Genomic DNA, 15,036 nt, shown 5'->3' with positions numbered 1-15,036 from the left:
GTCAGATGGTCAACGACGGCACGAGGTACGAGCGCAAGACAGTCCAGGCAGTTCGCGGGACGGAGCAGCGCTCCATCAACAAGTGGCAGGGCCAGGGTTGGGAGCTCGTTGACCAAGACCGGGGCAGGCTCCGCACCACGCTGACGTTCCGCCGCGCGAAGAAGCCCGTGCCGTGGCGGCTCGTCGCCGCGGCTGCCGTCGCAGTCGTAGTCGTCGTGGCCGGGTCTGCATCTGTGGCGGCCTTCACCGGCGACGACGACGAACCCAGAGCGGAACCCACCCCTACGGCATCGCCCAGCCAGAGCCCGACCGCCGAACCCTCGGAGACCGAGACCGAGACGGCCACCCCGGAGCCCTCCGCGTCGAGCGCCCCCTCGCCAACCGAACCGGCCAACCCTGACGTCCTCACCGCCAAGAACAGCGACGACGTCGCCAAGCTGCTCGCTACCGGGGATTACTGCGACCCCGCCATCGGGAGGTTCGCGAAGGGCCACGCCGACGACACCATCGAGTTCGACGGGTCCGTGGTCAACGTGTTCAAGAGCGGCGCCCGGTCCGACCTCACGATGTCGCCCGGGGACAAGGGGCCTCGCTCCACTACCGGACCGGTCTTCAAGTTCGAGGGCGTCACCTCCGCCGACCTCTCCCTCAAGGGCGCCACCGCACTCAAGGATGGTGACCTGGTCCGCGTCACTGCCACCGTCGACGTCTACAACAGCGACCAGTGCCTGCTCTACCTCGCCCCCGTGAGCACCGAACTCCGCTGAGAGCCAGAGCGCCGCAACTGCGCAGTCCAGCCGTCGTGACGGCCCCCGGGCCGGGCCAGAGGCGCGGCCGGCTCGGTCGGCGAGTCAGGTGGCGCCGAGCACCCTGGTGGCCTCGCGAGCGTCGATGACGGTGGGCTGGGTGAGGAGTTGGTCGAGGAGCACCCAGAACCGTTGTGCGCGGAGGTTCTGCGGACCGGACGGGACCGCGCCGTTCGGGAGCGGGATGTCCGGGCCGAGCTGGTAGACGATGTGGGCGTCGCCGGGTGGGCGGGACTCGGCCGTGTGATCGTCGGCGACAGCGGGGAACCGCTCGGAGAGGTGGGCGACGACTTCGTAGTCGAGGACGCGGTTGAGCTGGCGGACGGCGCCGTCCCATCGGAAGGCGAGGAAGTTCGGGGGGACGGTGGGCCAACCGCCCCCGATGAGCGGGTGGAAGTAGACGCGCTGGTCGGTGACGTACTGGCGGAAGGTGGCGTCGCCGAACTGGTCGTTCGAGATGACGACGCAGTACGCAAGGGCGTCGGCGACGGGGCGCTTCGAGGTGGCGGTGCCCATGTAGTCCTCCAGTTGGTCGAGCCAGAGCCGTTCGGTTCCGCGGATGCGGTGACGGGCAGTGCTGATGTGGGCGCGGATGTCGTCCCAGGACCAGTGCGTCACCGGCACCCCGGCCACGGCGGCGGGTAGGACGTAGTGCGCCCAGGAGGCGGTGGAGTCCGACAGGGTCACGAGACGGGTGTCGAGGCCGGTGTCGGCCGACGCTTGGAGGCGGGGTGCGTAGGCGGCGAGCTGCACTTCGCCGGGGACGATCCAGCCCTGCTTGGCCTCGATGATGACGTGCGCGGTGGGGGTGCGGAGTTCGATGTCGGTGCGGCCGGCGGCGTCGGCGGTCTCGAGGTGTACGGCGACGGCTTGGGGGTCGTCGTGTGGAAGCCCGAGGCGAGTGAGCACTTCGGACATGAGTGTCGGTGAGCGTCCGAGGGTCCACCCGAGGGCGCCGGTGAGGGCGGGTTCGTGGGCGCCGAGGAGGTCGAAGACGGTGTCCACATCGCGTCCGTATCGGCTCACCGAGACCATGACGAGCACCTTCGCATGTGCAACCCCGGTCCTGCAGCAAGGACCTCTGTCGGCCTTCTCCGTCGACAGCGGTGCGGAATCCGATCAGCTGGGGGGCGGCGAGCGGATTACGACGGGCGGTGATGGTTCGCTCAGTCAGCGGGAACCTAGGATCCCGTCATGTTCACTGCGATCCACCAGGCACTGGGGGTGCCCCGCGACGCGCCGCTCACCTACTCCATGCTCGAAGCGGCGGTCACGGCTGGCGTGGTCGAGTCTGACGGGCTGGACTGGAAGCGTGCTCTTCCCCCGGAGGCCGGCCTGGGTGCGACGGACTTCCCGAAGGACGTGGCGGCGATGGCGAACAGCGGCGGTGGCGTGATCGTCTTCGGCGTCGACGAAGCCGAGAAGCGCGCCACAGGGCTAGTCGATGTCGGCGAGCTCACGGAGAGGCATGAGCGCGCCCTGCGCAGCGCTGCCGTCAGTGCCGTGCACCCGCCGGTGTTCAGTCTCTCTGTGCTGCGCCTGCAGGGAGACGGCGGTCTTGCCGTGGCCGTCGTCGTGCCGCCAAGCGTCGACAGCCCGCACGTGATCTACCGCGGCGAGTACTTCGGTGCCCCTGTGCGCAACGATGCCGACACGGTCTGGATGAAGGAGCCCGCACTTGCAGCCGCCTACCGGGGGCGGTTCGACGCGCAGCGTCTCCACGATGAGACCTTGGGATGGCTATACGAGGACGCCGCCGCCAGGTGCGTCCCGCAGATGGCCTGGTTCGTTGGCGCTGCCACACCCCGACGGCCGCAGGCCCCGCATCGTGACCGGTTCCCCGAGCCCCGCACGCTCGTCGACAAGGCCTTCGGAATCAGCGAGGCCCACCTTCGGGCCAAGGATCATCTCGGACGGCCGGTCCCCCGAGGGCGGGCGCCCCTTCGAGAGGTGGACGCCAACAACCTCCGACCCGGCCTGCGGCGTTGGGTGGCCGTGCCGACAAGTACGAAGGCCGTGCACGAGGCGTGGGCGAGTTTCCATCTGGATGGGTCCGTCACGTTGGCCTGCTCCCTCGGCGGGCAGAGGAAGGACGCCGACGAGAACTTCCAGGCCACCCACTTCTACTCGGAGAACCTCGAGGCGGCGGTAGCCAACCTGATGGGGATGATGCGAGTTGCCGCCGGGGAGCTGGACGGCGAGTACGAGGTGCGGGTAGGGGTGGAGTGGGACCGGCGCGAGCCCGTGAAGATGTGGACCCGAGACTGGTTGGGGTACCCCAACGACGGCAGTTCCGTGCCAGTTCCGAGATACTCGCCAGTGGTACGCACCGTGGATGCGAACGACCCTGCTGAGGGATTCGTGCGGCAGGCAGTCGATCTAGGTCTTGACTGCGTCAACCAGGGCGGCATCACGAACCTTCATCATCTCCCCGAACTCACGTAGCCCATCCCCGACACGGCAAGCCCCCTGCGCCCTAGCGCACACGTGGGTAGCCAGCGCCCACTCCTCGAAATGAGGCTGCGGTACTTGTCCGCCCGTTGACGCACTGGACGACTCGGGGCGACTCTGGGAGGGGCGGCTGTCAGGCCGCGGCTTGGGGTGAATCACGATGACTGTGTTGCGGTTCATGACGTGGAACGTGCAGAACCTCTTCGACGCCGGCACCCCGTTCGGCCCGCCGACCCAGGTCGACTTCGACGCGAAGCTCGCCGGGCTCGCCGGCGTCATCAACACCTACGCCCCCGACGTCCTCGCACTCCAAGAGGTGGGGTCCGACACGGCCCTGGCCGCACTTCAGGCGCAGACACCGCAGCTGAAGTACCGGATGCTCGGCATCCCGGACCCGCGCGGGATCCGGGTAGCACTCCTGTCTCGCCGAGCCCTCAACAGCCGGCACGACCTTGCCGCGTTCCCGGCCGGCGTGCTCCCCACCCAGACCGGCGACGACCCGCCCGGGCCCGCTGGCCCACCGACCGTCAGCCAGGTCGGCCGCCCCGGACTGCAGGCGACCATCCGGTACGGCAACCGCGACATCGTCGTCATCGCCTGCCACCTGAAGTCCAAGCTGCTCAGCTACCCCGGCGGCCGGTTCTCCCCACTCGACGAGGACGAACGGGCCCGGTTCGCCGGGTACGCCCTCAACCGCCGCACCGGCGAAGCCGTCGCCCTGCGCGTCTTCCTCAACACCCTCCTCGACGGCGACGGCACCCGGCTGCCGGTCGTCCTGGCCGGCGACCTCAACGACGAGGTCACCGCCGCGACCAGCCAGATCCTGCTCGGGCCACCGGGGTCGGAGATCGGCACGACCGGGTTCAGCCAGGCCGACAGCGGCGACGGGAACCGGATGTGGAACCTCGCACCGCTGCTCCCCGACGGGGAGCACGTCTCCCGGCGCTACCGCGGCCGCGACGAGCTCATCGACCACATCCTCGTCAGCCACCACCTCGTGACCCGGGTCGACGAGGTGCACTCGGTGCCAGCGACGGCACCGCTGCCGTCGATGACCGACGACCCAGAGCCGCCGAACCCCGCCATCCCGAGCGATCACGCCGCCATCACCGCGACGTTCAACCTCGCCGCGTGAAGGCACGCTAGGGCGAGTTCAAGCGCTCGTCGGTTGAGGCCTGCGCCACGCCGCTCCACGGGGGTGGGAGGACCTGCCCACGGACATCGCCAACGACGCCCCGCCCTGAGCTGGCTCGACCAGGAGTGTGGTCCCAAGGTGTTGCGCCCGAGGAGAGGCGCAGCGGGAGCAGGAGACCGCGGATGGGCCCGCGGCAAACCTGCTCTCGCCGCGCAGGACGCGAGATACCGTGCCCCTGTGGCAGTTCCCGCGACCCATCAGCCAGTCGCCCTCGAACCCGTCCAGAGCGACCCGGGGGTGTGGACCGCCGGAGTTCGGTGTGCGTGCGGGTGGGCCGCTGAGGGCAAGGCCGCCACCAAGGTCGCAGCGAAAGCCGAAGCCGAGCGGCGCGGCCGCAGCCACGCTCTCGACCCCTCCGACGCTCCCACCGCGACGACCCGGGCGGCGGAGTCAGCCGCTGCTGCGCTCATCGCTACCGGCGGCGCAGCCAAGAACGGCCTGATGACCCTGGCAGCGCTCGTGGCCGTCGCTGCGGTGCTAGCAATCCCGGTGGTCATCGTGGCCGGCCTAGGCGGCAGTGACCGGGATGACCCGCAGCCAGCGAAACCGAGCAGGGTTGAGGATCCCGGCTCCGGCATCGACTGCGAGAAGGCCGTGACGACTCAGATGGAGCGGGAATACGGCGGTGTGTGGGGCAGCGGCAAGTGGCCCACCGGCGAGTACCCGCGTCGGGTCAAGAGGTGCCAGAAAGGCTAGGCTCCAGCACCGCAACGCCTGGCTAGTTGACCTTGGTCCGCTGCGTCTGGCCGCAATCAGATCGGTCGGTTCCGGGCGGCCGCGATTCATGCCACGGCGTCTCATGGCGTCGACGGCGGGTGCGAACTCGATCCGGCGCACCTGCTGCTCTTCACCGAGCACCCGACCTGTCCGGGCGGCCGATCCTCGACGGTTGAGCGGGAGGCCACGGGCGTGGGACCTCCACGGAGTCCGAGACGGGTGGCGCGGCGCCGCCATAGTGCCAACGACTGCGCCTGCTGTGGTGATGCGGGTGCCTCCGAGAAGTTGCGCGATGCCGAGGTCGACGAGCACCGGCCCTGTGTCCGCGACAACGACGTGCCCTGGTTTGAGGCGACGGCGGTGGACGTGCCGCCGACGGCCGGCCATCGGATGGCTGGCTAACGTGCGCCACGGCACCGGGTCCCGACGCCGGCAGGCACGGCGTGCCTCCACTGTCAACCGATGAAGTTGCGCACGATGGCTCAATGTCCCTCGACCGCGATGTCGCCCATGTCCTGCTCGACCTGATGACCGCGCACTCCGACGACGCGCCGGGCGCTGTGAACGCGATGGCGAGTCAGACGGCGTTCGAAAGGCTCAACGACATCGGCGCGGTGACTCTCACCTGGGATGACGAGACAGATGAGCCTCCCCACCTCGAAGTCACACCCCTGCTCACGGCCACGGGGTTCCTGTTGCGAACCCTCCTCCTCTACACCGCTGAGAGGTCCGGCAGAGAGGTAGTGGACGTCGTTGCCGCGCTACGAACTGCGGTGGACGAACACCTAGAGCAGGAGTAGTTCCAGGCAGGCGCGCCAGTCCGGCGCCGGACACCGGACCTCCGCGGTGCGGCGAGAAGCACCTGGGGGCACCCAGAGGGAAGGCATCGACCGCGCGGGCGGCGCGGCCGGTCCACCAAGCCGGCGCTACTGGACGCCGAGTGGCTCGCCTGGGAGCAGGCGGCACGGGTCGGGTGCCGGCAAGGGGCCGGGGCTACGGCGTTGGCGGCGCGGCAGCCCGAAGGTGTCGAGCCAGGATCGTTCCCCACGCGACGTACCCGGCCTTGTTTGGGTGGAAGGGTGACGTCTTCTCGCGCACGACGGTGTCGGGCTGCATCTGGGTGATCCACCGGTCGGCGTCCTTGGCGCAGTAGCCGTGGCCGCGGAACTTCTTGAACGCGCCGACACCGGCTGTCCATCCTTGTGGTCCTTTGCCGATGACGGAGTTGAGGCCGTTGCTGGTCACGTGGAGCTTCACGTCGCGGTCGGGGCCGGGGACGTCCTTGCGGAAGGTGAATGTGGTGCCGGCGCGGCCTCGCTGGAGGACCTCGCGGGCCCAGGCGAACTCTTCGTCCTGGATGCCGTCGAGGCTGCCTGAGGGCACGGAGAGGCCGGACAGGGCGTTCTTGCAGTAGGTGTACCCGTCCGGTGAGGTCATGCCGCGGCCGCCGGTACGGGTGGCGAGGTCGGGGTACTCGCTGAGGACGACGGCGGCGGGGCTGCCGGAGGGCGCGGAGTCGGTAGCGCCGATGGCGAGGTTGGCGGCGGGCATGGCGGCGGTCCAGTCGGTGGCCAGGCAGGTGTCGGCGCCGGTGAGGCAGGTGCTGACCCGGGCGTAGAATCGCCGGAGTCTATGCAGCTTGGCTTGTGCCTCTCTGTGGAGGGTGACCGGCACGGTGAGGTTGCCGATGAGTCCCCGCTTGTTGGTCAGTGGGCAGTTCTTGTAGCGGCCGCAGGTCTTGAGCACGTCGGCGAACCCGATGTCGTTGCCGCCGATGGAGAGCAGGGCGGCGTCGATGTCCCAGCCGGAGGTGTCGAGCGCGGCCTGGGTGACCTGAGAGCGGGGAACCGGGGCACCTCCGGGCGGATTCGGATAGGGCCCGAGGAGACCCTTGCCGACGGTGGCTCCAGAGCACGCAAGGTGGAGGAACGTCACGGTGGAGTGGTCCGAGGCGTCTTCGAGAGCCAGCGCCGCGAGGGCTTGGGCCGACCAGCCGGCGCGACGGCAGTTGGGGTCGGCGAACCCGCCGTCGCCGCGGGACTCGCCGGAGCCGAACGAGTCCCCCAGACCCACGACGAGCTGGTGGTCGACGTCGATCTGGCGGGTCGTGGAGTGGCCTGCGGCGGGGCCGGACTCGACGACCAACGTGACGGTGTGCGGCCCCTCGGTGAGGTACAGCAATGGGTCGCAGTCGGTGGCGTAGGTGATGTCGTCGACGACGAAGTGGACGTTGGGACCGTTGCCGCACCCGCCCAGACGGACCTCGAGCAGATGATCGTCGGGGAGCGGGGTGGACCAGCGTCCGTCGGTGTAGGCCACAGCGCCGTCAGGTCGAGCAGAGGTCCGCGGCGCTACCTCCCAGGTGAACTCCGGATCCTGGGCGACGCCCTTTACCGCCCTGTACGTGACGGAGCGGGTGTACACGCCGTCGGGCGCCTCGTTGAGGTCGCCGGTGCTGTAAGAGTCCTCCAGGACGGTGCCGGTCGGCATCGCGTCGAGCTCTGCCTGGGTTCCCGGCAAGAAGATCGGCACCGGCGCAGGCTCCACCTCCTGATGGGTGACGGAGGTGGTGTTGCCGTCGCAGTCCTCGATGTGGAACGTCACCGCCATGCTGGTGTCGAAGGTCGACATCAGCGCCGTCCAGTCCGCGGCGGGGTCTAACTCGTACAGGGCAGGGTTGACCGGCGGCGGGCCCGCGGAGAAGCTGCCGACAAGCCTGGCAGTGGCGTCCGCGTTCGTGGTGAAGAATCCGCCCGCCTCGCAGGCTGACTGCTGGTGGTGGGCGACGTGGGCGTCTGCGGAAAAGCTGAGGTCCTCGAGGCTGTTGTCGGTGTAGGTGGTCGTGTACACCTCGTCAAATGAGGAGCCGTCCCCGCCAGAGCTGGCAGAGTCGGTGGTGGTGGCGACGACGGTCCACTCGGCCAGCGGTGGCGGCTCAGCAGCGGTGGCGCGTGGCGGGACGCTGACTAGGAGGCCTGAGGTCAGGGCCAGAGCGAGGCCCGTCATCCGGCCGGACCTGAGGAGCGTCACGAAGGTCCGCGGTGGAGGGGGCTGAACTGGGCCGCCCGAGGGGGGCATGATGCGCGCGGGTGCCATGGCGTCTACCCCGTTCCCTGCGCACGCCTAGGCGCAGCTTGCCAGTGGAGCGTAGACCCGTCTGCGATGCCTCGGCAGACCCAAATGGGGCAAAGGCGTCATGCCTGGAAGCGCTCCGTCGGTCCGACGCACTAGTGGTCTCAGCCGGCCTTGCGAAGGCATTTTCAGGAGTGTCAATCGTTTCCCAGGTGCCACTGTAGTTGGTTGGCATCGCACAGCTGCGCCGGTGGCACCGTGCAACTACTGGCAGCCGGCGCAGCTTGAGCGCTGACAGTTGCACGCCGCCAACCGTTTCGTCAGTGTCGGTGGGTGCGCAGTGCCGACAGTTGCACCATCCCAAGGGGTGCGGCTGCCGCCAACCTCGCGAGAAGCCATCTCGCGGTCGGCCGGCATCCGCTCGCTGTGAAGTCCTCGCGAGGCGCCGGACGTCGTCGCGCCTCGTCGCTACGTGACGGGCGTCGTGGAAAGATGCTGCGATGTCCTCCTGGGGGAGCACTCCAGCCCACTGGCAACGCTGAGCGACGGACGACGACTGGCACATGACGACGCCCACCGGCACCCGGCGCCCCCCTGCCCCAGACTGCAACCTGCTGTGGGCGTCGTCGCACGGGACCTGCGCGCACCCGACATGCGACCGTCCGCTGGTCGTGTTCGACGGCGGCCGTTGGGCGACCCTCGGCGAGATCGCCCACATACGTGCGCACAGCCCCGATGGACCCCGGTTCGACAGCACCTGGACCGGGTCGGCGGATTCGTACGAGAACTGCCTGCTCCTCTGCCGCGACCACCACCGCCTGATCGACAGCAACCCTGATGCTTACCCCGTCGATACGTTGCTGGAATGGAAGCGACAGCACGAGATCGTGGAGCCTGGGTACCGCCTCGAAGTAATGAGCCACATCGCGGCGCCTCCGCCCGCGGCGCGCCTGGCCGTGGTTCGCGACCAAGCGCTGATGGGGCTGGGAGAGACGCTCACCACCCGATCGCGCGTCGCGCTACTGGGCTTGTCCGGAGCCGGCAAGACCGAGATGGCTCGTCAGTGGCTCACCTCACGAGGAGGGGAGTACTCGTTCCGGTGGTGGGTGCGCGGCCACGGCAGGGAGACCCTTGCTAACGACCTAGCGTCGCTGGCGCCGTTGTTGGGGCTCCCCGCCACCCGTGGACAACTCGTCGAACTTCAGGCGGCTGCAGTCAGAGACGAACTCAGCGCCCGAGGGGCATGGCTCTTGGTGGTGGACAACGCCTCCAGCCCGATGGACTTGGCCGACCTCCTCCCAGCCGAGAGCGGGCACGTGATCGTCACCAGCCAGGACCAAAGCTGGTCCGGTGTCGTTCCCCCACTTCTCGTCCCGCCACTCACCGATGCAGAAGCCATCGAACTGCTACGCCGCTCGCCCGCGCTCGACTCCGCAGACCAGGATGACCTGCGCCGCCTCGTCAGCGAGTGCCGAGGTCATCCCTTGGTTGTCGACCAGGCTGCGGGCTACATCGCCAGAACGGGCATGGGTGTCTCGGATTACACCGAGCTACTGCGCACGCGCAGACCGGAGACGCTGGACCGGTCGGCCGGCCGGCCCGACGTGCGGTTCAGCGAGTCGATCCAGATGGCGCTCGACCAAGTGGGATCCGACTCTCACGACATCTTGGCCATCATGGCCCAAGTCGCGCCCGGCCCGTTTGAGATCCGCTCTGTCCCGGACTTCGAGCGCTCCGGCGACCCTGAGGAGTCGCAAGACTGGAGTCGATTCCGATTCGAGGACGCGCTGGCGAACCTCCGGGCCTTCTCGCTGGTGCAGCGCGAGGGAAACACGCTCGTCGCTCACGACCTGGTCACGGACGTCGTAGGTTCCGCCCTGACCGAAGCGCAACGCTTTACCGCCTTCAGTCGCGCGGTCTGGACACTTCTGGAGCAGCTGCCGGACCGTCCGAGCGAGAGCTTCGAGTGGCCGACCATGGAGCGTCTGTTGCCTCATGCTCTCGCCGTCCTCGAACGGGTCGAAGGTCTCGGGCGCGGGGAGGTGTTCTCACTGGCCACCGTGCGTATCCACGACCGACTCGGGGTGTACTTCGGCGGACGCGGCCAGCACGACCGCGCAAGAGAGCACTTCGACCGTGGCCTCGAACTCATGCAGGACCGGGGCCTCACCGACTCCTCGATGTACGGCAGCCTGCTGCACAACCTCGGCAACCTGCATGCAGAACTCGGAGACAGCGTCAACGCAGAGACACTGCTTCGCCAAGCCCTCCAGGTCAAGGAGCGAGCTCTCGGCGAAAACGCCCTGTTAGTCGGCATCTCTTGCGGCGCCCTCGGCGCCGTGCTCGAGGCCACCGGCGACTGGGACGAAGCCCGTCGCTACCACGAACGCGCGGCGAGCATCTACCGCCACAACGACAACCACGGTTGGACCGCCAACGCGCTCATCGACCTCGCCGCCATCGCCAGACAGGACGACCGCCCAGAAGACGCCGACTCCCTCCTTCGGAACGCCATCGACGAGGCCGATCTCTCGGGCGACGCCATCCCCGAGAGAGTCACCGCTCGTCTGCGCCTCGCCGACCTCCGTGCCTCCGCGAGCGATCTCCCCGGTGCCACGAAGCTCGCGAGCGCCGCGCGGACCATCGCGGGCACCTCAGCTGCGCCAGTCCAGCTAGCCGCGGCCCTCGAAGCACAAGGTCGCTACCTCACCTGGATGGGCCTCGAGCAGGCGGGGCTACATCTCTCCCGCCGGGCCCTGGGTGTCTGGAAGCAGGTCTACGCAACCGATCCCATCCGGTACGGGAAGGCGCTCGGGAACTATGGCTACGGACTGGTGCTCGCCGGAAGACCGGACCTCGCACTGGAGCCACTGCAGCAGTCACAAGCACAACTCGAGCAGGTACTACCAGCCGAGGACGAGACCGTCGCTGTTGCCCGACTCCTGACCGCAAAAGCTCAAATGCACCTCCTCGACGAGCCGTCCGCCAGAGAGCTGCTTGAGGTCATCGCCGCGGATGCGGAACCTGGCTCCGAGGCAGTCGACGAGGCACTTCACATCTTGAGTCTCATCGACGGCGCCGCCCCCGAGGCCGACGGGCAGGCGGACTAAGGTGCGCTGGCCGCATCGCCTACAGGTGGGGCGGCCGTTGGGTCCGCCGGCTCGGCGCCGTCCTGAGACGAAAAGTCCGTCGACCGGAGACTAGGGGGCGCCGTCCGCTCCAGCTCGGGTGGCTGCGGCGCCGGTTGACGCAACCTGGGTGGCGCTGCGGACCACGCCTTCAGGTACTGCAGGACGTCGGCGTAGAAGGCGTCGGTCGCGCCGAGCACCGAGTCGATGAACGACCCGCGACCCCGGCCGCGCTTGCCGCCCATAGATCCGGTCAGGGCGAGCCTGAACGACCGGATCTCCTTCGCCGGGTCGAGCACCAGCATGGCGGGGTTCTCCCGGACCGCCCCGAGGAGTTCGGCTGCGCTCGACCCGCGGGCACCGGCGAAGGTCTCGATGCGGACCGAGTCCGGCGCGGACTTGAGCTGGCGCAGCAGCCAGTTGACGCGGGTGGTGGGACGGCCCTCCCTGGGCGCGTCGACGTCGACGTGACAGGTGACCTTGGACGAGCGCAGGTCGGCAGTGACGACGAGCTGCCCGACGGTGTCGGGGATGCGGATGGCGCCGGACAGCATTCCGGTTTCGCACAGCGTCTTCGCCAGGGCCTGCGCCCGAAGGGTGGGGTCGGCCTGTTCCTTGCGGGACAAAACCGGAACAACCTCGGTGCCGAGCTGGCGTCCGAGCCGGAGGCTGGCGAATCGCAGCAGCGCATCGAAGCGCGCCACGACGTCCGGGAGGCCCTTGTCGGTGGGGCGCAGGGTGCCGGCGGCAACGGCGTCGCGCACTGCAACCCAGGTCTCGCCCATGTCGTCGAACTCGAGGGCTCCGGAGCGGCTGTGCTCGAGGTAGCGGATGAGCTCTCCCAGGATCCAGGCCTGGTCGGGGTCAGCGACTCCCCGGAACTCCTTCTGCATCACGGCCTCTGCCAGCACCTGCGTCCAGGAGAGGTGGTGCAGTTCGACCTTCCGGAGCTTCCTCTTGTCCACCTTGGTGGGGTGCTGTCCCGCCACGGCGGGGATCTCGTTGGAGATGGTGAGGACCGCGTCGTAGCCCTGCTCACGCGCGATGTCGAGGTAGTTCTCCAGCTGCTCGGTCTGTAGATCGTTGGACCCGGTCTTGACCTCGACCAGTGCCGTCCAGGACCGGCTGCCGCGGCGCACTCGGATCAGGCCGTCGGGGAACAGCTTCTTCTCGCCTAGCAAGAACGGGACTTCGATGTAGGTCTCGATGGTGCCGGCGGGCGCACCGAGCGGCTTGACGAGCGCCCGGCCGAACTCCCGCACCGCCGAGACGACGGCGAGGAGCGCGGAGGTGGCGCGGCGCTCCTGCTCTTCTGCTCCGTTGATGCCGGAAGTTGGGATGAGGCGGGCTTCGTGCCAGCTCTCCTCGGCCATGTGTACCCCCGTAGTTGGACGATTGCGGCCGAGGCTACCGCCGCAGTTGCTCGTAGAGCGGCTGATTGGTGTTCCCGGACCGCCTCCGGCAGGAGGCTGGCGCTGGCTACGGCCTCAACCGGGTCCTCGCCTGCCTCGTACGGCCCGGCCAGGAAACGAGTCCGCTAAGGGCCTGCGGCAACGGCGCGGTCGATGGAGCGCAGTGCCTCGACGGTGGCCGTGTCGACTTCACGGGTGTCGCACGCCTCGACGGCACACCTCAAGTACGCCTCACCGGCATCGCTGAGGTCGTTCACAGCACCCTCAAGGTTCTGCACACAGCCAGCTCGCAGTCGGCAGCTGCTTGGTCGACGACGGTGTTGAGCTTGTCGGCCGACCTCGTGACCTTGATTGCGGTCAGGTTGCTGGCTCGGAGCGCCGCAGCCTCCGCGGCCGCGTCATCGAGAACCGACTGGCACGCGGCGTCGGTGGACTCCGAGGCAGTCGGCGTGCCCGCTTCAGCGGTGGCCGTGGGCGCAGCGAGGTCGGCGTCGGTGTCACCCTCTCCGCAGCTGCTCATGAGCGTTGTCAGCGCGACGGCGGTGGCGAGTGCTCGGAGCGACATGGTGACGGCGCGGGTGCGCCGCTGGGTCCTGCTCATCGTGATCCCCCGTGAGGTTTCGGTCTGTGACCGCGGGCTAGGTCAGTAGGACGGCACGCATTGGCGAACAGTTGAGGTCAGGCAAGCGGGCTGCATGGGCCTCGGCCGCGCGCCGGTGGGCTCAGCAGCGTGGCGTGGACTGCGCCGCACGACCGGTCGACCTCGCCGCAATGCCGCCTTCCGGACACGCTGACGGGACGGTGGCCGGATTCGGAGCCCGTCCTCCGACGGGCTAGTAGCCGTCGAGAAGAACAGCGACCCGTGGTGTGCATCCGAGGTACGGTCCGCGGAGACTCGATTCGATGCGCCCCCGAGGGATCTTTCACGATGACTTCACACCCAACCCGACTCATCAGCGCGGCGGTGCTGTCGCTCGCGCTCGCCTTCGGCACCGCAGGGACGGCGAATGCCGCATCCCAGCCGTGGGTGACCAAGAAGGAGTACCGCAAGGTCCGAGTCGACATGGGCAAGGCGAAGGTCCACGCGATCTTCGACACCAAGGGTCAGCTCGCCATACCGGCCGGCGACGGCCATCCGTACATGAGCCGGCACTACCGGACGAAGTGGAACGGCACGAAGAAGTGCATCGCGATCGACTTCGAGAAGGATGGCCAGAAGTGGCGCGTCGTTGGGAAGTCACGGCCGTGGCGAGACTCTCCCGGCGGTGGCTGCCTCTACTGACTAGGGACCCGCCGGCTCCCATGCACCGGAGCCAGAACCGACCGAGTCGGGGAAGCGGGCTTCAGGGCGCAGACCGTCGTTCGGAAAGTCCGCGAAGTGTAGTCCGCGCAGGTCAGAGGCCTGGACACTGGCGCTGGTACCGGGAGGGCCAACCCGCGACGCGCCGACCCTCCAGCCGGGTCACGGTATGTACGAGCGGACGTTCTCGACAGCACTGGCCGCCTTGTCAGCCAGCTTCCGCACCCTCTTCGTCGCGGCCGGGTCGCAGCTGCCGCCGAAGGCGCACAGCGACAACTCGTAGTTCGCACGAGCCAGCGGCACCATCGCCTCGTTCACGGCCTGCTCCAGCTCATCCGAGCACAGCACGCTTCGCTCCGGGACCACCCCACAACCCACCAGGTGACGACACTCGGAACGAGACGGCGCGGTCGTGCCGCCCGGCTGTCAGCGGTCACCATCACCATGGCCGCCATGACAACGCTAGAGATACCGCCTGGACCGTGGCGGTGGGTGCCGGCAGGGGCGTCAGGAAACGGGGACGAACGCGGGCTCCAGGCGTCCAACGGCACCTGGGTCGTCCCCGCCGGTGCAATCGTTCACCCGGGCGCCAAGCCGCTGTTGGCCCAAGCTCACGTGTTGCGGCGGTTGCCGAACATCCTTGAGGTGTGGGAAGACTTCCGCAACGCAGAGACACCGGTCAGCCAGGCCGACGCGCTGCTGCAGTTCGCGAACGCGATGACCCGCCTCGGTTGGGACTACTACGGAGAGCTCGACGACCCGGCCGACGATGCCCCCATCCCCGACGGAAGCGGCCCGCCTGTCAGCCTACCGAGTCAGGGTGACCAGGCGTGAGACGCGAGACGACGCTGTCAGCGGTCGGACCTAGCGTCACCGCCACAGATGTTGTCCGACGACGGAGATGCCGATGACTGACGACGCGACCGCGGCCCGGCTCTGCCGCGCCCTCGGCCAG

At 68.6% G+C, this 15,036-nt stretch carries 13 protein-coding genes; 8 read left to right on the top strand and 5 right to left on the bottom strand.

Translation table 11 applies throughout. The annotated features are described in order from the left end of the window. Positions 1 to 5 precede the first annotated feature (5 nt). Positions 6 to 767, top strand: coding sequence for a DUF4839 domain-containing protein (locus ABD091_RS17435; protein ID WP_343920799.1), 762 nt, complete (start codon positions 6 to 8; stop codon positions 765 to 767). A gap of 84 nt (positions 768 to 851) precedes the next feature. On the opposite strand, the gene ABD091_RS17430 is transcribed toward ABD091_RS17435, so the two are convergent. Beyond that, positions 852 to 1,811, bottom strand: coding sequence for a hypothetical protein (locus ABD091_RS17430; protein ID WP_343920797.1), 960 nt, complete (start codon positions 1,809 to 1,811; stop codon positions 852 to 854). Between the two features lie 189 nt (positions 1,812 to 2,000). Between ABD091_RS17430 and ABD091_RS17425 the strand changes: the two genes are divergently transcribed. The 4 genes from ABD091_RS17425 (at position 2,001) to ABD091_RS17410 (ending at position 5,969) form a co-directional block, all read left to right on the top strand. Beyond that, a complete protein-coding gene (locus tag ABD091_RS17425; protein WP_343920795.1) occupies positions 2,001 to 3,251 on the top strand; it encodes an AlbA family DNA-binding domain-containing protein in 1,251 nt (416 codons plus the stop codon). 166 nt (positions 3,252 to 3,417) lie between these two features. Beyond that, complete coding sequence (locus ABD091_RS17420) at positions 3,418 to 4,392, top strand: endonuclease/exonuclease/phosphatase family protein (protein WP_343920793.1); 975 nt, start codon at positions 3,418 to 3,420, stop codon at positions 4,390 to 4,392. Positions 4,393 to 4,629: 237 nt separating this feature from the next. Then, positions 4,630 to 5,148, top strand: a complete 519-nt coding sequence (locus ABD091_RS17415) for a hypothetical protein (protein ID WP_343920791.1) — start codon at positions 4,630 to 4,632, stop codon at positions 5,146 to 5,148. A 506-nt stretch (positions 5,149 to 5,654) separates the two neighbouring features. Next, on the top strand, positions 5,655 to 5,969 hold the full coding sequence (locus ABD091_RS17410; protein ID WP_343920789.1) for a hypothetical protein: 315 nt from the start codon (positions 5,655 to 5,657) through the stop codon (positions 5,967 to 5,969). Between the two features lie 193 nt (positions 5,970 to 6,162). On the opposite strand, the gene ABD091_RS17405 is transcribed toward ABD091_RS17410, so the two are convergent. Next, a complete protein-coding gene (locus tag ABD091_RS17405; RefSeq protein WP_343920787.1) occupies positions 6,163 to 8,019 on the bottom strand; it encodes an SGNH/GDSL hydrolase family protein in 1,857 nt (618 codons plus the stop codon). Positions 8,020 to 8,804: 785 nt separating this feature from the next. Between ABD091_RS17405 and ABD091_RS17400 the strand changes: the two genes are divergently transcribed. Then, positions 8,805 to 11,351 carry a tetratricopeptide repeat protein gene (locus ABD091_RS17400; protein ID WP_343920785.1) on the top strand — a complete coding sequence of 849 codons (2,547 nt, stop codon included), beginning with the start codon at positions 8,805 to 8,807 and terminating at the stop codon, positions 11,349 to 11,351. Here ABD091_RS17400 and ABD091_RS17395 read toward each other — a convergent pair. Together ABD091_RS17395 and ABD091_RS17390 are read right to left on the bottom strand one after the other, a co-directional pair. Continuing rightward, a complete protein-coding gene (locus tag ABD091_RS17395) occupies positions 11,348 to 12,742 on the bottom strand; it encodes a hypothetical protein (protein WP_343920783.1) in 1,395 nt (464 codons plus the stop codon). The two genes, ABD091_RS17400 and ABD091_RS17395, sit on opposite strands and share 4 nt — an antisense overlap. A gap of 292 nt (positions 12,743 to 13,034) precedes the next feature. After that, a complete protein-coding gene (locus ABD091_RS17390) occupies positions 13,035 to 13,382 on the bottom strand; it encodes a hypothetical protein (protein WP_343920781.1) in 348 nt (115 codons plus the stop codon). A 327-nt stretch (positions 13,383 to 13,709) separates the two neighbouring features. Between ABD091_RS17390 and ABD091_RS17385 the strand changes: the two genes are divergently transcribed. Next, entirely contained in the window at positions 13,710 to 14,063 is a 354-nt protein-coding gene (locus ABD091_RS17385) for a hypothetical protein (protein WP_343920779.1), read from the top strand. A gap of 180 nt (positions 14,064 to 14,243) precedes the next feature. Here the strand turns inward: ABD091_RS17385 and ABD091_RS17380 are convergent, their stop codons facing one another. Then, positions 14,244 to 14,399: a hypothetical protein gene (locus tag ABD091_RS17380; RefSeq protein WP_343920777.1), complete on the bottom strand. Its 156-nt coding sequence runs from the start codon at positions 14,397 to 14,399 to the stop codon at positions 14,244 to 14,246. Positions 14,400 to 14,573: 174 nt separating this feature from the next. Between ABD091_RS17380 and ABD091_RS17375 the strand changes: the two genes are divergently transcribed. Continuing rightward, the gene (locus ABD091_RS17375) at positions 14,574 to 14,915 is read left to right on the top strand and encodes a hypothetical protein (RefSeq protein WP_343920775.1); all 342 of its coding nucleotides are present in this window, start codon (positions 14,574 to 14,576) and stop codon (positions 14,913 to 14,915) included. Positions 14,916 to 15,036: the final 121 nt, after the last annotated feature.

The organism is Nocardioides aestuarii (genome assembly GCF_039527245.1).
Lineage (GTDB): Bacteria > Actinomycetota > Actinomycetes > Propionibacteriales > Nocardioidaceae > Nocardioides > Nocardioides aestuarii.
Note: the sequence above shows the minus strand (reverse complement) of the source record. Positions and strands in the feature narration are given on the sequence as shown.